Annotated in this window: 10 protein-coding genes; 5 read left to right on the forward strand and 5 right to left on the reverse strand. The window is 60.9% G+C overall.

The window, feature by feature from the left end:
- Positions 1 to 195: 195 nt before the first annotated feature.
- A complete protein-coding gene (locus tag V0R37_RS19135) occupies positions 196 to 546 on the forward strand; it encodes a GFA family protein (RefSeq protein WP_420376063.1) in 351 nt (116 codons plus the stop codon).
- Positions 547 to 909: 363 nt separating this feature from the next.
- On the opposite strand, the gene V0R37_RS19140 is transcribed toward V0R37_RS19135, so the two are convergent.
- Together V0R37_RS19140 and glnE are read right to left on the reverse strand one after the other, a co-directional pair.
- Positions 910 to 1,596, reverse strand: a complete 687-nt coding sequence (locus V0R37_RS19140) for an epoxyqueuosine reductase QueH (RefSeq protein ID WP_420376064.1) — start codon at positions 1,594 to 1,596, stop codon at positions 910 to 912.
- Positions 1,597 to 1,649: 53 nt separating this feature from the next.
- Positions 1,650 to 4,427: a bifunctional [glutamate--ammonia ligase]-adenylyl-L-tyrosine phosphorylase/[glutamate--ammonia-ligase] adenylyltransferase gene (gene glnE, locus V0R37_RS19145; RefSeq protein WP_420376065.1), complete on the reverse strand. Its 2,778-nt coding sequence runs from the start codon at positions 4,425 to 4,427 to the stop codon at positions 1,650 to 1,652.
- A 113-nt stretch (positions 4,428 to 4,540) separates the two neighbouring features.
- Between glnE and V0R37_RS19150 the strand changes: the two genes are divergently transcribed.
- Entirely contained in the window at positions 4,541 to 8,257 is a 3,717-nt protein-coding gene (locus V0R37_RS19150) for a YhdP family protein (RefSeq protein WP_420376066.1), read from the forward strand.
- Between the two features lie 49 nt (positions 8,258 to 8,306).
- Here the strand turns inward: V0R37_RS19150 and gdhA are convergent, their stop codons facing one another.
- The 3 genes from gdhA to trxA all read right to left on the reverse strand — a co-directional run bounded on the left by gdhA (position 8,307) and on the right by trxA (position 11,454).
- Entirely contained in the window at positions 8,307 to 9,647 is a 1,341-nt protein-coding gene (gene gdhA / locus V0R37_RS19155) for an NADP-specific glutamate dehydrogenase (protein ID WP_420376067.1), read from the reverse strand.
- 154 nt (positions 9,648 to 9,801) lie between these two features.
- Positions 9,802 to 11,058, reverse strand: a complete 1,257-nt coding sequence (rho, locus tag V0R37_RS19160) for a transcription termination factor Rho (protein ID WP_420376068.1) — start codon at positions 11,056 to 11,058, stop codon at positions 9,802 to 9,804.
- Between the two features lie 69 nt (positions 11,059 to 11,127).
- Positions 11,128 to 11,454 carry a thioredoxin TrxA gene (gene trxA, locus V0R37_RS19165; RefSeq protein WP_264129213.1) on the reverse strand — a complete coding sequence of 109 codons (327 nt, stop codon included), beginning with the start codon at positions 11,452 to 11,454 and terminating at the stop codon, positions 11,128 to 11,130.
- Between the two features lie 237 nt (positions 11,455 to 11,691).
- On the opposite strand from trxA, the gene V0R37_RS19170 reads away from it, so the two are divergent.
- The 3 genes from V0R37_RS19170 (at position 11,692) to V0R37_RS19180 (ending at position 17,142) form a co-directional block, all read left to right on the forward strand.
- A complete protein-coding gene (locus V0R37_RS19170; protein ID WP_420376069.1) occupies positions 11,692 to 13,653 on the forward strand; it encodes a DNA topoisomerase IV subunit B in 1,962 nt (653 codons plus the stop codon).
- A gap of 94 nt (positions 13,654 to 13,747) precedes the next feature.
- Positions 13,748 to 16,051, forward strand: a complete 2,304-nt coding sequence (gene parC, locus V0R37_RS19175) for a DNA topoisomerase IV subunit A (RefSeq protein WP_420376070.1) — start codon at positions 13,748 to 13,750, stop codon at positions 16,049 to 16,051.
- A 53-nt stretch (positions 16,052 to 16,104) separates the two neighbouring features.
- Positions 16,105 to 17,142, forward strand: coding sequence for a CDP-6-deoxy-delta-3,4-glucoseen reductase (locus tag V0R37_RS19180; RefSeq protein ID WP_420376071.1), 1,038 nt, complete (start codon positions 16,105 to 16,107; stop codon positions 17,140 to 17,142).
- The last annotated feature ends 78 nt before the right edge of the window (positions 17,143 to 17,220 follow it).

Consider the following 17,220-nt stretch of genomic DNA (forward strand, 5'->3'; position numbering starts at 1 on the left):
TTCGCGCCCGACCCCGGCGCAAAGCGGCTGCAAGGGAACCCCGAAGGGGCGCAGCGATCCAAGCCCGGCCCCTGCCCACCGGCCGCGCCGGTTTGATAAGCTGGAGCAGAGCCACACGCTTACCGGCCATAAAGCTTTGTAAACACTTGAACCGAAAATGCGCTAGCGTTTTCTGAACACAGATAAGGAGTCCCAATGTCATTTGAAGGAAGCTGTCACTGCGGAGCCGTTCAATTCAAGGTCGACGCCCAAGTTCCCACCCAAGCCATCAGTTGCAATTGCTCTCACTGCCTGCGCAAAGGATTCTTGTTGTCATTCTTTCCGGCGGAGCAATTCACATTGATGCAGGGCGAAGAGGCGCTGCGTTCCTACAAATTCAACACCCACAAGATCGCCCACCGCTTTTGCCAGATCTGCGGCACCCAGCCTTTCGCCTACGGGGCGAATCCGGACGGATCCGAAGTGCGCGCCGTAAATCTGCGCTGCGTGCCGTCGATAGATCTGAGTGCGCTGGAACTGCAGCACTACGATGGCGCGAAGGCATAGACGGACTGCCATGCACGGAGAGCCGCGAATCTTATTGTCGCGCCTATTCTGGGATACTTATCCGACCTAGGCTGTAGCGCATTTTTATACCGCACTCTTACGCAGCCGGCGCCTGTGCGCCTGGGTGGTTCCGGCGTTTAGGCGTGCGCCGCGGGCTTCCGTAGGGAACGCGGGGGATGTCGGCGGGCGCTGTCTGACCGTAGCGGCACGCAGTGACGCGCAGGGAGTTCGCCCGCCGCCCGCGTGGACGAGGAAGGCGCGGAAGCAAGCACGCCGTGCCGGAACCACCCAGGCGCACAGGCGCCGGCGTGTTCAGTGAAAGAGAATAACCATCAGGACATCAGACAACAGATAATCCGGCCATCAAGACTCCACTCCAGGCGGCGGATTCAACTCCAGCTCATCCTTCCCGTAGAACTTGATCCCGATCTTGATCCGCTCGCGCCCCTGCTCCCGGCGGTGCCGATTCGTATCGCGCAGCGAATACACACACCCGCAATATTCCTGCTGATAGAACTCCTCGCGCTTGCTGATCTCTATCATCCGGGCCGACCCGCCGCCCTTGCGCCAGTTGTACGTCCAATAGACCAGCTCCGGATACCGGGCCGCCGCCCGCTCCCCGCAACCGTTGATCTGATTCATGTCCTTCCAGCGCGAAATCCCCAGCGAACTGGTAATCGTGTCGAAACCATGCTCGTGCGCATACAGCGCCGTGCGCTCGAACCGCATATCGAAGCATACCGTGCAGCGCTGCCCGCGTTCCGGCTCGTTTTCCAGGCCCTTGACCCGCTCGAACCAATTGTCGCGGTCGTAATCCGCATCGATGAATTCGATTCCGTGCTGTTCGGCGAAACGGATATTCTCGTTCTTGCGGATCTCGTATTCGCGGTCCGGATGGATGTTCGGATTGTAAAAATAAATGGAATAGTCAATGCCTGAAGCCGTCATGGCTTCCATGACCTCGCCGGAGCAGGGCGCGCAGCAGGAATGCATCAGCACCTTCTTGCGATGGTCGGGCAGGACGAGTTTGGGGCGTTGAACGTCGGTCATGGCAATAGCGCGCCGTCGCGGCGGCGCATGAAGTAAATCGATAAAGGGCTATTTTAGTCGCCTATCACCAGATTCCAAAGTTGCCTTACCGCCACGCGCTCCTTCTCGAACTGATCGCTGCCCACGCGCGCCTTCTCGGCTCCCTGCAGGCGCAAGGCATGTTGCCGCTTGCGGAATTCCCGGTAGGCGTCGGCCGCTTGGCCGGCCAAATCGGCCGGGATCAGACCCGCTTCAGAGGCCAGGCGCAGCAGGGCGATATTGCCCAGGTTGTCCAACAGCTCGGGATGACGGTGCGAATGGCATAGCACCAAGTATTGTGTAATGAACTCCACATCGACCATGCCGCCGCGATCATGCTTCAGGTCGAAGTCCTGGCTGGGGTTGGGGTGGCCGGCGCTGATTTTCTGGCGCATGGCCCGCACTTCGTTTTTCAGGGCTTCGGGATCGCGCGGAAGCAGCATCACCTGCCGGCGGATGTCTTCGAACCGGCGTCCTATGGTTTCGTCGCCCACCACGAAGCGCGCGCGGGTAATCGCCTGATGCTCCCAGGCCCAGGCATGCTGCGTCTGGTATTGCGAGAAGGCATCCACCGATACGGCCAGCAGGCCCGCATCGCCATCGGGCCTCAGCCGCAGATCGATCTCGTACAGGCGGCCCGAAGACGTCATGGTGGACAGCCAGGACGCCATGCGGCGCCCCAGCTTGGCGTAGATCTCGCTGGCTTCGTCGTTGGGATCGTCGTACAGGAAGACCAAATCCAGATCGGATGCATAGCCGATCTCTTTGCCGCCCAGCCTGCCGTAGGCGATGATGGCGAAATGGGGAGGGGAAAGGGCGCCGGCCGGCTTTCCGCGCGGCTGCACCAGAGGCCAGACCCGCGCGATGGTCTCCGCCAGCATCATGTCGGCAAGGGCCGACAGCCGATCGGCCAGGTGCTCCACCGTCAGGACGCCTTCCAGGTCCTGGGCCAGCAATTGGAAGGTGATCTGATGCTGGATGTCGCGCATCAGGTTCATTTGCTGCTCGACGTCGGGCCGGCCATCGGGCAGGATGCAGGCGTCCAGCTCGCTGTGCATCTGGCGGGCGATCTGCTCGAAGGCGGGCGGTTCCAGCAAGGACCGCCATTCGATCAGGCTATCCAGCAAAATGGGGTAGCGGCTAAGGTATTGCGAAGCCCAGGGGCTGGCGCCGACGATGCGCGCGACCCGGGCCAGGGTTTCGGGATATTCGGCCAGCAGGGCAAGGTAGGCGCTGCGCTGGGCAATGTGCTCCACCAAGTCCAGAAGCCGTACCGCCGTGGCATGGGGATCGCCGGTTTTTCCGGCGGCGCTGACGATGGCTGGCAAAAGCGCCTCGACACGCTTGCGGCTGGTGGACGGCAAGCTGCGGATGCGGTGTCCGTCCAGCAACGAGTCGACCCGTTCGCATATGGTGTCGGGGCGCTCGCCGATAGTTTGCTGAATGTGCTCGGCCAGATCGGCGCAGGGCGCTTCGGCCGGGCTGTCCGCGGCGGCGCCCGCATCGTCGTTGTCGCCCATGCCCGCAATGCGGAACGCGTCGCGGAAAGTCTGCGCCACGAAGGCGCGATGCTCCGACAGTGCCGCTTCGAACTCCGGCTGGGGCATGCCCATGGCCTGAGCCAGGCCGGCGCAGCCTTCCTTGTCGCGCGGCAGCAGGTGGGTTTGTTCGTCTTCCCGGTATTGCAGCAAATGTTCGACGCGCCGAAGAAAGTCGTAGGCCAAGGCCAGCTTGTCCGCCACTTCGGCCGCGATCACGCCCGCTTCTTTTTGCTTGCGCAAGGCATTCAGCAGTCCGCGCTGTTGCAGCGACGGCATGCGGCCGCCGCGTATCAGTTGGTTCAGCTGGACGACAAACTCTATTTCCCGGATGCCCCCTTCGCCCAGCTTGATGTTGTGCACGGTATCGACGCCGTTGCGGGCCAGGGCGCGCCGCTGCCAGTCCAGCCGTATCCGTTCGCGCAGGCCGCGCAATGCCGCCAGAGCGTCGAAATCGAAATACTTGCGATAGACGAAAGGCGTACGAAGGGCTTCAAGCTGCTCCAGCTGGCTTGCGGGGCGGCTTTGGGCGAAGGCCTGGCAGGGAATGATCCGGCCTTTCAGCCAGGCATAGCGCTCCCATTCCCGGCCCTGGGCCACCAGATAATTCTCCAGAGCGTCCAGGCTCCAGGCCAAGGGCCCGGAGTCGCCGTCCGGCCGCAGGCGCAGATCGGTGCGGAAAACCTGGCCGTATTGATCGATTTCAGACAGGATGGGCATCATCCGCTGGGTTACGCGCCCATAGAACTCGTGATGGCTGATCTTGCGTCGTCCCGTGGTTTCGCCTTCTTCGCCGTATAGCATGATAAGGTCGATGTCGGACGACACATTCAATTCCTTGCCGCCCAGCTTTCCCATGCCCACGATCAGCAGTTCCTGGGGCAGGCCGGTGTTTGGGTCCATGGGTTCGCCATGGATTTCGGCCAGGTTCGACGCAACGCTTCGATAGGCTTGCGCCACGGCCAGGTCGGCCAGCGCCGACATCGCCGCGACGACTTCCTGCAAGGGCGCGCTGCCATTGATATCGCGCACCAGCGCGGTGAAGAACACCCGCTCGCGCAGTTGACGCAACACCCGCCGCACATCGTCAATGGGCAGCGCCTTGCCGGAAGGCCCGCCGTTTAGCTCCTCGAACCAGCCGTGGACGGATTTCGGCGTAAGCGCTTGAGCGGCCGCCGCAGTCAACCATTCCTGAAACGGAAGGTTGGCGCCGATCTTGCGGCGCAATGCGCCGGACCAGCGCAACGCCGGCTCTAATATAATGGCTTCGGACATAAGGCGTGCAAGAGGGACGTGGCTTAAAAAAACAGGAAGACGATAACCGTGCAATTGGGTATAAGACCCAAGAAGATACCGCAAATATTACAGTAACAGGCCCTAATCAATCTGTGTTTCGACTTTCTACCGCCATCCTTGGAATTCTGGGCAAGATAGCGCTGCTGATCTACTTCCTGCTTGCCGCCGGTTTCCTCGGCATACGCTATTGGGTGTTGCCCAATATCGATGACTGGCGCCCGCAGATAAGCCAGGCCTTGTCGTCGGCGCTCGATACCGATGTAAGCCTTGGAAAAATCAAGGCCGAATGGACCGGCCTGAATCCCCGTATCGAAATCAGCGATGTCGTCTTTACCGGCCACCAACGGCAAATGCTGCTGACGCTGCCGCGACTGCGGGCGGTACTAAGCTGGCGCAGCGTTTTTTCATTGGCTCCGCTGTTCGTCAGCCTGGATGCGCGCGGCATCGATCTGGATATCCGGCGAAGCCGGGATGGGCGGCTTCATCTTCTTGGCCGATCTTTCGACATGGAATCGATCGACGCGTCCATCGAAGGCGAGTCGGGCAAATTCGTGGACTGGCTGGCCGTCCAGCGGCAGATCGTGCTGCGCGAGGCCACCATTCGTTGGACCGACGAAACCCGCCATGCGTCGGCGCTGGTATTGAACGGTGTAACCTTGAATGTGGTCAACCAGGGTAGGGACCACCGGTTTTCGCTGGCGGCCGTTCCTCCATCCCAGTTGGGCGAGTCGCTGGATGTGCGCGGTACATTTCGGCAAGCGGCGGCTGTCCCAATCGGAGAGTTCACGCCCGCCGGCGGCACAGGCCAGCTTTATGCACGAGTCGAGGACATGCGGCCGCTGGGCTGGTCGCCGTGGGTGGACCTGCCGCAAAGCTTGAAATCGGGCCGGCTTTCGGCTCAGGGTTGGCTGCGATTCGGCGCGGGGAAAATACAGCATTTCACTTCGGATGTCAGCGTAAGCCATGGCCGCTGGGATTTCGGCGACCAGGCACAAGTACAGGCGGGATTCGTGCGCTTGTACCTGGCCGGGCCGTGGAAGGGTCACGAGCGCCTGTTTGGCCCGGGGCAACGCGAGACCACAGAGCCGGGAGCCGCTGATTCCATGCTCGCCATCTCTCCCGTTATCGAGCCTCCCCTGTTTGATTCTTCCGCCGCCATGCCTTCGGCCGCCGATGCGCCGCCATTGGAATTTCGCCTGCAGGCGCGCGAGCTGGATGTTCTGGCCCCCGGCATCTTCGAATACCCGCTGGATTTCGAGCATATCGGCGCCCGGGGATCTGTTCAGGATCTGGCCAGTGGGCGGGTCAGCGTGCAGGCAGAGCAGGCGGATGTCGCGAACAAGGATATGGAGGCGCGCTTGCAGGGCGGTTGGCGCCAGGGCGGGGACGGACCGCCCGGTCTTGTCGACCTGCGCGGCCATTTCAAGCGGGCCTTGATTACCGCGATAGATGAATACCTGCCCAATACCGTCAACCTGGATGCGCGGGAGTGGATGGCCAAAGGGCTGGTGAACGGGCAGATCGAAGATGCGGAGCTGGTCCTGCGCGGCGACCTGGAGTATTTCCCATTCAATGAGGACCCCTCCAAAGGGGACTTCTCGGTGCAGGGGAAATACACCGGAGGCATCATCGACTACCTTCCGCCCGAAGGAAAAACGCTGGGCTGGCCGCGTTTGACGGACATGCGGGGCTCTGTGGCGCTGAACCGCGCGGACTTGCGCCTGGTTGCCGACCAGGCAACCATGTGGCCGACCACGGGGCTGCCCATCCAGTTAAAGAACGTACAGGCGCACATTCCCAATATCGAAGAGAACTCGGTTCTGGGCATACAGGGCGAAACCACCGCCAAGGGCGAGGCCTATCTGGCCCTCATGACGCATTCGCCCTTGGGCGAGTTGCTGGATGGCATTTTCGACGAGGCCAGCGCGGATGGTGTCTGGGAGGTGCCCTTGTCCTTGTCCATTCCATTGCTGCATAGCCGCGAAAGCACGGTGCAGGGGGCCATCCGTTTCTCGGGCAGCACTTTGCGATTGATGCCCGAAATGCCGCCTTTCCAGAAGCTCACCGGCACGATGGATTTTACCGACAGCACGATCAGCACCTCGGACCTGAAGGCCGAGTTCCTGGGCGGGACGGTCAGCGCCGGCGGCGGGGTGGGTGGCGGCCTGAAAGGATTGCAGTTGCAGGGCCGCGCCACGGACAAGGCGCTGACAGGTTTTGTCGGCGTGGAGGGCATGAAGCGTCTGGCAGGCAGTGTGTCCTATAAGGCCACTTTGCGGCGCGGGAAGGACAGGAATTTCATGCTGTCGGCCCATTCCGACCTGAAAGGGCTGGCGCTGGACCTTCCTGCGCCCCTGGGCAAGCCTGCGGAGCAAGCCTTGCCGCTGCAAGTCGACTGGCAGCGTCACACCGACCGTAAAAGCATGGCGCTGAACGTGATGCTGGGCGATCAGGTGCAAGCACGCCTGCTGCATCGCGAAAATCAGAAGGGCGGAAGCTATTTCTATGCGGGCACTGTCGGCGTAAACAAGAAGCCGAATCTTCCCGCGGCGGGCATGAGCCTGGATATCCTTTATCCATCTGTCGACATTGATGCATGGCAGGACATCGCCACTGAGTTTTCCACCTCGATATCAAAGTCGGCCAAGTCGCGTGATCGGCCATTGCTGCCCGACATCGGCGAGCTTCGCTTGCAGGCCAAGCAGGCCGACGTCCAGGGGCTGACCTTGGATGAACTGACGTTTACCGCGCGCCGGCCCGAAAGCGCCCAGTGGCGTGTGGACATCAGCTCGTCGCAGACGGCCGGAACCCTGTTCTGGCGCGAGGCCAAGGGCAGGATAGCGGGCCGGATCGATGCGAACTTCGATCGCCTGTCGCTGGGGCGCGATAAATCCCGGGGAGAAGCGAAAACGGATGACGACAAGGATGACTTCCAGGTCGATGACGATCTGGATATCCCGGGTGTCAATCTTCATGTGAAGAACCTTCGACTTTACGGCCGGGACGTCGGCGAATTGTCGGTGGTGGGAGTCAACCAGGAGCGCGGGCGCTTGTGGCGGCTGGACGAGCTCAAGCTCAGCAGTTCTTCGGCGGTGCTGGAAGGTAATGGGATGTGGCGGCTTAGCGGCCCTCGGCGCGGCCTGAAGCTGGATGCGCATATGGATGCCGGCGACCTTGGTGCCTATTTCGATCAGATCGGATTCAAGGACGTCATGAAAGGCGGCGCAGGGACCGTGCGGGGCAGCTTCGAATGGCGCAACATGCCCTGGGATTTCAGCAAGGCCGATCTGAACGGCAATGTGGAGTTCAAGCTGGAGAAGGGCCGCTTCATCACGCTTAATTCCTACTCGGCGCGTTTGCTGGAATTATTGTCGCTGCAATCGGTAAAGCGTCTTGCTCGCCTGGATTTCAATCCGGCCGGCCTGACCAAAGAGGGCTTTCCCTATGACGACTTGCGCGGGACCGTCGTCTTGAAGGACGGCTTGATGAGCACCAGCGATTACCGCGTCATCGGGCCGGTCGGAACCATTGTCCTGGGCGGCGACGTCAACCTGTTGAACGACACGCTGGATTTGCAGGCGGTGGTCATACCCAATCTGGATGTCAGCGGCGCGGCCATTGCGGCGGGCATTGCCATCAATCCCATCGTGGGCATCGGGGCATTCCTGACGCAATGGTTTTTGCAGGCGCCGTTGGCCAAGGCCATGACGGTCGAGTACCGGATCAGCGGGAACTGGGACGAACCGCAAATCAAGGAGGTCGCCGCGCCGCCTCGAACGGACAGCAAGCAGCGCAGCATCACGCCGTAAGGCGGGCGGCAGGGGGATGCGCGGCCGGTGGCCGGCCGCGCTTGCCGATTTAGTAGATGCCTTGCTGCAGCATGGCGTCGGCCACTTTCACGAAGCCGGCGATGTTGGCGCCGTTCACATAATTGACCGATAGTCCTTCTGTGCCGTGGCGCACGCAATTTTCGTGGATGTCGCGCATGATGGCATGCAGCTTGGTGTCGACCTGTTCGCGCGTCCATTGCAGGCGCTGGGCGTTCTGGCTCATTTCCAGGCCCGATACGGCCACGCCGCCGGCGTTGCTGGCCTTGCCCGGCGCATACAGGATCTTGGCGTGGACGAAGGCATCGACCGCATCCAGGCTGGTGGGCATGTTGGCGCCCTCGGCGACGCAGCGCACGCCATTGGCGATCAGCGTCTTGGCATCGTCCAACTCCAGTTCGTTCTGGGTGGCGCAGGGCAGCGCGACATCGACGGGGATGTGCCAGGGGCGCTTGCCGGCTTCGTACACCAGGTTGAATTTCTTGGCATAGGTTTCGACACGGCCGCGTTCTTCATTTTTCAGGCGGATCAGTTCGGCCAGCTTTTCGGGGGTGAAGCCGGCCTTGTCCACGACAGTGCCGTGCGAGTCGGAAACGGTCACGACCTTGGCACCCAACTGCATGCATTTCTGGATCGCGTACTGGGCCACATTGCCCGAACCCGACACCGATACGGTCAGGCCTTCGATGGACTGGTTGGCATGCTTGAGCATCTCCTCGGCAAAGTACACCGTGCCGTAGCCGGTGGCCTCGGGGCGGATCAGGCTGCCGCCGAAGCTCAGGCCTTTTCCGGTAAAGACGCTGGCCGACGAGTTGGACAGTTTTTTCATCATGCCGGCCATGAAACCGACTTCGCGGGCGCCCACGCCGATGTCGCCGGCGGGGACGTCGGTGTCCGGACCCAGGTGACGGTGAAGCTCAAGAATGAGAGCCTGGCAGAAACGCATGACTTCGCCATCGGACTTGCCTTTGGGGTCGAAGTCCGAACCGCCCTTGCCGCCGCCCATGGGCAGGGTGGTCAGGGCGTTCTTGAATGTCTGCTCGAATGCCAGAAATTTAAGGATGGACAGGTTGACCGAGGGGTGGAAGCGCATGCCGCCCTTGAACGGCCCTATGGCCGAACTGTGCTGTATGCGGAAACCGCGATTGATCTGGACTTTCCCCTGATCGTCGACCCAGGAAATACGGAACTGAATGGCACGTTCGGGCTCCACCAGGCGCTCAAGCAGTCCATGTTCGGCATAGCGCGGGTTGCGTTCAATGAAAGGCCATAAACTATTCATCACTTCTTTGACTGCCTGCATGAACTCGGGTTGGTTCGGGTCGCGGGCACGGATTTGGTCAAGAAATTGATCTAGTGTTGGTAGTTTCATCAAAAGTGCTCTGTTATGCGGCTGAGTGGACAAGACCCAGCAAAGATTAGAAATAATTTCAGTTCGGGATCGACACGTTCACCCCGAAGAGATATTGGGGTGTATAGCGCAAGTAAGCCTCTCGCTAGAGAGGCTTACAGGTGTGGCTTGCCGCTTATTTTTTCATCATGTCGAAAAATTCGGAGTTTGTTTTGGTTGCGCGAATCTTGTCCAAAATAAACTCCATTGCTTCGATTTCGTCCATATCGTGTATGAACTTGCGGAGCACCCAGATCTTTTGTAGAAGCTCTGGCTTGATGAGTAGCTCTTCTCGGCGCGTGCCTGATTTGTTCAGGTTGATGGCCGGATACACCCGTTTTTCGGCCAGGCGGCGCTCCAGATGGACTTCGGAGTTGCCTGTGCCCTTGAATTCTTCGTAAATCACTTCGTCCATGCGGCTGCCGGTTTCGACCAGGGCGGTGCCGATGATGGTCAGCGAGCCGCCTTCTTCGACATTGCGGGCCGCGCCGAAGAAGCGTTTGGGGCGCTGCAGGGCATTGGCGTCCACGCCGCCGGTAAGCACCTTGCCCGAGGCGGGAACGACGGTGTTGTAGGCGCGTGCCAGGCGGGTGATGGAATCGAGCAGAATGACGACGTCTTTCTTGAGTTCGACCAGGCGCTTGGCCTTTTCGATGACCATCTCGGCCACTTGCACGTGGCGCGTGGCAGGCTCGTCGAAAGTGGAGGCGACCACTTCGCCGCGTACAGTACGCTGCATCTCGGTGACTTCCTCGGGGCGTTCATCGACCAGCAGCACAATCATGACCGCGTCGGGGTAGTTCGTGCTGATGGCGTGCGCCATATGCTGCATCATCACCGTCTTGCCCGACTTGGGGCTGGCAACGATAAGGGCGCGCTGACCCTTGCCCAGCGGGGCAAAGATGTCCAGGATGCGGCCTGTGATGTTCTCTTCGCTTTTGATGTCGCGTTCCAGCGTCATCACGTCGTCGGGATGCAGAGGGGTCAGGTTCTCAAACATGATGCGATGCTTGATGGCCTCGGGCTGCATGCCGTTAACCTTGTCCACCTTGACCAGGGCGAAGTAGCGTTCTCCGTCCTTGGGTGTACGGACCTCTCCCTCGATGGAGTCGCCCGTATGCAGATTGAAGCGCCGGATTTGCGAGGGCGAGATGTAGATGTCGTCGGTGCTGGCCAGATAAGAGGTATCGGGCGAGCGCAGGAAACCGAAGCCATCCGGCAACACTTCAAGCACGCCGTCGCCGAAAATCTGCTCGCCTTGCTTGGCCCGCTTCTTCATGATGGCAAACATGAGTTCTTGTTTGCGCAGGCGGCTGGCGTTGTCGATTTCCAGCTCGGCGGCCAATTCCAGCAGCTTCGAAACGTGCTGCGTTTTTAATTCGGTGAGGTGCATGTGAGGAGAGAGGGGGGTATTTGCAAAGTGGTGGCGAGCCCAGAAAAGGCTCGCGCGCAAAAAACAGGTTTACAGGGATTCGTCCAGGAACGCGCTGAGTTGGGATTTGGACAATGCGCCCACTTTGGTTGCGGCGGCTTTGCCGTCTTTGAACAACATAAGTGTGGGAATACCGCGAACGCCGAACTTTGCGGCGGTTTCGGGATTATCGTCGACATTGACCTTGGCAATAATAACACGGCCTTTGTACTGATTGGCTGCTTCATCCAGCAAAGGTGCGATCATTTTGCAGGGGCCGCACCAAGCCGCCCAGTAGTCGACCAGGACGGGAACGTCGGAGTTGATGACGTCGGCCTCGAACGAGGCGTCGCTGACGTGTTTGATGGATTCGCTCATGATAGAAAGGGAAATAGAATGATCGGGATCGGAAAACTATACGGGAATGCTAGGCAACAACACAATGTATTCTATTGACTGTCCAGTGTAGTTTGTTGCGGTATTTCAACAAGCATACCACTGTCGGCGTCCCTGCGCACGGCCCGGTTTGACCGGCCCGTCCAGTGTGCGCCGGCCATGAAAAACACATTGTCCGTAAAATACCCCCCAATTCAATTTGCAAAATTCGAGAATAAATTGGCTATACCACGTTACGACGAAGCATCCATCCGCGTTCTGAAGGGATTGGAGCCGGTACGGCAACGGCCCGGCATGTATACCCGCACCGACAATCCCCTGCACATACTCCAGGAAGTCATAGACAACGCCGCCGATGAAGCGCTGGCCGGCTTCGGCAAGCATATACAGGTTACCTTGCACGCCGACAGCAGTGTTTCCATCGAGGATGACGGTCGCGGCATTCCAGTGGGCATGCATGCCGAAGAGCACGCCCCGGTGGTCGAACTGGTCTTTACCCGCCTGCATGCGGGCGGGAAGTTCGACAAGAAGGATGGCGGAGCCTACGCCTTCTCGGGCGGCCTGCACGGGGTGGGCGTATCCGTCACCAACGCGCTGTCCAAGCGGCTGGAAGTACGGGTCTGGCGCGATGGCGCGACACACGAACTGATCTTCGCCGGCGGCGAAGTGCACACGCCCCTGCGGGCGCTGGAGCCCGTTGGCCGCAGGAAGACCGGGACCCGTGTGCGGGTTTGGCCGGATCCGAAATATTTCGATACGGCCGTCATACCGATGGCTGAACTGGTGCATGCGCTGCGCAGCAAGGCGGTATTGCTCAACGGTATCAAGGTGACGCTGCATGTCGAGAAGACCGGCGAAACGCGCGAATGGCAATATCAGGAAGGCTTGCGCGGCTATCTGGACGAGGCGCTGGGCGATGCCGAGAAGATCATTCCTGTGTTCGAGGGCAAGCAATACGCGGCCCAGGACGACGAGTCCTTTGCGCTGGGCGAGGGCGCCCAATGGGTAGTGGCCTGGACGGTCGACGGCGCCGTGGTGCGCGAATCCTATGTCAACCTTATTTCCACGACGGCCGGAGGGACCCACGAGGCGGGTCTGCGCGACGGCCTGTTCAACGCCGTCAAATCGTTTGCGGAGCTTCATTCCCTGGTGCCCAAGGGCGTGAAGCTGCTGTCCGAGGACGTCTTCGCGCGGGCCAGCTTCGTCTTGTCGGCCAAGGTCCTGGATCCGCAGTTCCAGGGGCAGATCAAGGAGCGCCTGAATAGCCGGGACGCCGTGCGACTGGTCAGCGGCTTCGTCAAGAACGCGCTGGATTTGTGGCTGAGCGCGAACGTCGATTACGGTAAAAAGCTGGCTGAAAGCGCTATCCGCCAGGCTCAGGCACGGGCGCGCTCGTCGCAGAAGGTGGAAAAGCGCAAGAGTTCCGGTGTGGCCGTCCTGCCGGGTAAGCTGACCGATTGCGAGTCGAACGATACGTCGCGCACTGAAGTGTTCCTGGTCGAAGGGGATTCGGCCGGCGGCTCCGCGAAAATGGGCCGCGACAAGGAGTTCCAGGCCATATTGCCTTTGCGCGGCAAAGTGCTCAATTCCTGGGAGGTCGATCGCGACCGGCTGTTCGCCAATACCGAAATCCACGATATTGCGGTGGCCATCGGGGTCGATCCGCATGGCCCGGACGATACGGCCGACTTGTCGGGCTTGCGCTACGGGCGCATCTGCATCCTGTCGGACGCCGACGTCGACGGGTCGCACATACAGGTTTTGCTGCTGACGCTGTTCTTCCGGCATTTCCCCCGACTGGTCGAGGCCGGCCACGTGTTTGTGGCGCGGCCCCCGCTGTTCCGTGTGGATGTGCCCGCGGCGGGCAAGCGCCCGGCGCGCAAAGTGTATTGCCTGGACCAGGGCGAGCTGGATGCCGTGCAGGACAAGATGCGCAATGAAGGTGTCCGGGAAGGCTCATGGAGCATCAGCCGCTTCAAGGGACTGGGCGAAATGAGCGCCGAGCAGCTATGGGACACCACCATGAATCCTGATACGCGGCGGCTGATGCCGATAAGCTACGGCGAGCTGGGCATCGCCGCGACCACGCAGATGTTCGACATGCTGATGGGCAAGGGCGAGTCGGCCCAGCGCCGCACTTGGCTCGAAGAAAAAGGCAATCTGGCCGAGGTCGACGTTTAAACCATGGATGGTCTACCGGCGCGGGCGCTCTCGCTTTATGCGGTTGCGGCGCCCGTCGCGGTTTATTCACGCCCTCCTTACATCGAGATAGACAATGGATAGCAATCAAGCAGGCCTGTTCGACCCGGAAAGCGGCGGCGACGGCATTACCCTGGCGCACTATGCCGAACAGGCTTATCTGGATTACGCGGTGTCGGTGGTTCGGGGCCGCGCCCTGCCCGACGTGGCGGACGGCCAGAAGCCCGTGCAGCGGCGTATTCTTTATGCCATGCAGGCCATGGGGCTTGGCCCCGGGGCCAAGCCGGTAAAGTCCGCCCGCGTGGTCGGCGACGTACTCGGCAAATACCATCCCCACGGCGACCAGGCCGCCTATGACGCCATGGTCCGGATGGCGCAGGACTTCAGCTTGCGCTATCCGCTTATCGACGGCCAGGGCAATTTCGGGTCGCGCGACGGCGACAATGCCGCCGCCATGCGTTATACCGAAGCGCGCCTGACGCCTTTCGCACGCGTGCTGCTCGACGAGCTGGACGAGGGCACGGTCGATTTCGCGCCGAATTACGATGGCAGCCAAAAGGAGCCGGTGCTTCTGCCCGCGCGCCTGCCCGTCATGCTGCTGAACGGCGCTTCGGGCATCGCGGTGGGCATGGCGACCGAGATTCCCTCGCACAATCTGCGCGAGGTGGCCCGCGCTTGCGTCGCGCTGATCCGCAATCCCAAGCTACCGGACGAAGAGCTCTACACCTTGATTCCGGGACCCGACTTCGCGGGCGGCGGACAGATCATTTCCTCGTCCGCGGAAATAGCCCACGTCTATGCCAGCGGCCGGGGCTCCATCAAGGCGCGGGCCCGCTGGCAATTCGAGGAAATGGCGCGCGGACAATGGCAACTGGTGGTAACGGAGTTGCCGCCGGGCACCTCTTCGCAGAAGATTCTTGAGGAAATCGAGGACCGCAGCAATCCCAAGGTCAAGGCGGGCAAGAAAAGCCTGAGCACCGAGCAGCAACAGACCAAGGCCCTGATCCTGGGCCTGCTGGATGCGGTGCGCGACGAATCCGGTAAAGATGCGGCGGTCCGGCTGGTTTTCGAACCCAAGACCAGCCGCATCGATCGTGACGAGTTCGTCAATACCCTGCTGGCCCAGACCAGCATGGAAGGCAGCGTTTCATGCAATCTGGTCTGCATCGGCACGGATGGGCGTCCCGGCCAGCGCGCCTTGAGGCAGGTATTGACCGAGTGGCTGGGATTCCGCGCGCACACCATGACGCGGCGCACCCAATTCCGCCTGGACAAGGTGACCGATCGCATCCATGTGCTGGAAGGGCGCATGGTGGTCTACCTGAATGTGGACGAGGTCATCCAGACCATACGCGAATCGGACGAGCCGCGCGCCGCGCTGATGGAGCGCTTCGACCTGTCGGAAAGACAGGCCGAGGACATCCTGGAAATGCGCTTGCGGCAATTGGCGCGGCTGGAAGGCTTCAAGATCGAGAAAGAACTGGCGGCCCAGCGGGACGAACAGGCCGCGCTGCGCGAGCTCCTGGAAAACCCCAGCGCGTTCAAGCGCCTGATGATCAAGGAGATCGAAGCCGATGCCAAGCAGTATGGCGACGATCGGCGCACCCTGATCGAAGCGGCCGAGCGCGCGGTGCTCGAGACGCGCGTCGTCGAAGAGCCTGTTACGGTCATCATCTCGCAAAAGGGATGGCTGCGCGCGCGGCAGGGCCACGGCCACGATGCCGCGCAATTCGGCTTCAAGGCGGGCGATGCCCTGTACGATGCCATCGAATGCCTCAGCACCGACGAACTGGTGGCCTTTTCCAATACCGGCCGGGTATACACCGTTGCGGTCTCCAGCCTGCCCTCGGCACGGGGCGACGGCCAGCCCATTACGGCCATGGTCGAGACCGAACATGGCGCCCGCATTGTCCATATGATTGCGGGGAATCCGGGGCGGCGCTATGTGTTGGGCACCCAATCGGGCTACGGTTTCATGACGACGCTCAAAGACCTGACGACGCGCCAGCGCGCCGGCAAGCAGTTCATTACCCTGGAAAAGGGCGATGTGCTGCAAAAACCCATCCTGCTGCGCGACACAGATCGCCAACTGGCTCTGCTGTCCCGGAAGGGCAAATTCCTGGTGATAGAACTTGCCGAACTGAAGACGCTGTCGGGAGGCGGGCGCGGCACCATACTGATGGCGCTGGATGCGGGCGATGCGCTGGAGCAGTGGGTGGCCGCCGGGCCGGCGGGCGTGGTGGCCAGCGGCGTCTACCGCAACAAGGAAACGTCCCTGGTGCTGGACGGTGAGGCCTTGGCCGAGTATGTGGGCAAGCGGGCTCGCAAGGGAAAAGTCTTGTCGATCAAGGTGAAGCAACCTACACTTTCCGCCGCCTAGGCCATCCGGCTTAAAATGGCGGTATTTTCGTTTATCTTTCATTATTGGGCGTCATGAGTTTCAAGGTCACAGTTCAACCCAGCCAGCACGAGTTCACAGTCGAAGAGGGGCAGTCCGTCTTGGATGGCGCCCTGGCCGCAGGCATTGTCTTGCCATACAGCTGCCGCAACGGCGCGTGCTCCACCTGCAAGGGCAAGGTGATTGAAGGGTCGTACGACGCCGGAGCAAGCCCGGCGCAAATCCTGTCGCCTGAAGACCTGGAGCATGGCTATACCTTGTTTTGCCAGGCCCGGCCCAGCTCCGACCTGACGATAGAGGCCCATGAAATCCGCATGGCCAGCGACATCCAGATCCGCAAGATGCCGGCCCGTGTCATGGGATTGGAAAAGGCCACCGACGATGTCATGCTCGTCAAGCTGCAATTGCCCGCGGCGGACCCTTTCCGGTACTACGCCGGCCAGTACATCGAGTTCATCCTGAAGGATGGGCGCCGGCGCAGTTATTCCATGGCCACGACGCCCAATGAAAACAATCTGGTTGAATTGCACATACGGCATACGTCGGGCGGTGTGTTCACCGACCATGTGTTCGGCGCGGGCGAAACGCAAATGAAGGTGCGCGAGATTCTGCGCGTCGAAGGGCCGTTCGGCTCGTTCTTCCTGCGCGAAGACAACCCAAAGCCCCTGGTATTCCTGGCCAGCGGCACGGGTTTTGCGCCGATCAAGGCCATCGTCGAGCGTATGATAGTCAATGGCGACCGGCGCAAGACAGTCTTGTATTGGGGTGGCCGACGTCCGGCTGACCTTTACATGCACGAGCTGGCGCAACAGTGGACGAAAGACCTGCCCGACTTCAGCTATGTGCCCGTGGTATCCGAGGCATTGCCCGAGGACGGCTGGACGGGCCGCCAGGGCTTTGTGCATCAGGCCGTGCTGCAAGATATTCCCGACTTGTCGGGACATCAGGTGTATGCCTGCGGCGCACCGGTCATGGTCGATAGCGCGCGCCGGGATTTCATTCAACTGAACGGCTTGCCCGAAGACGAATTCTTTGCTGACGCGTTCACGACCGAGGCCCATGTCGCCGAGTAGGCTTATGGCAAGCGGTAAGGGCGCCGGTGCGAGGCGGACTCTTCGCGGTATGCCGTCCAATCAGCGTTAAAGGACAGG

This window comes from Pollutimonas rozaliensis (assembly GCF_048751585.1).
Lineage (GTDB): Bacteria > Pseudomonadota > Gammaproteobacteria > Burkholderiales > Burkholderiaceae_B.

Bases quoted from the DNA above. Each gene is read 5' to 3' on its own strand.
- glnE (WP_420376065.1), bottom strand. From the start codon at position 4,427: ATGTCCGAAGCCATTATATTAGAGCCGGCGTTGCGCTGGTCCGGCGCA.
- parC (WP_420376070.1), top strand. From the start codon at position 13,748: ATGGATAGCAATCAAGCAGGCCTGTTCGACCCGGAAAGCGGCGGCGAC.
- rho (WP_420376068.1), bottom strand. From the start codon at position 11,058: ATGCACCTCACCGAATTAAAAACGCAGCACGTTTCGAAGCTGCTGGAA.
- trxA (WP_264129213.1), bottom strand. From the start codon at position 11,454: ATGAGCGAATCCATCAAACACGTCAGCGACGCCTCGTTCGAGGCCGAC.
- V0R37_RS19140 (WP_420376064.1), bottom strand. From the start codon at position 1,596: ATGACCGACGTTCAACGCCCCAAACTCGTCCTGCCCGACCATCGCAAG.
- gdhA (WP_420376067.1), bottom strand. From the start codon at position 9,647: ATGAAACTACCAACACTAGATCAATTTCTTGACCAAATCCGTGCCCGC.
- V0R37_RS19180 (WP_420376071.1), top strand. From the start codon at position 16,105: ATGAGTTTCAAGGTCACAGTTCAACCCAGCCAGCACGAGTTCACAGTC.
- V0R37_RS19135 (WP_420376063.1), top strand. From the start codon at position 196: ATGTCATTTGAAGGAAGCTGTCACTGCGGAGCCGTTCAATTCAAGGTC.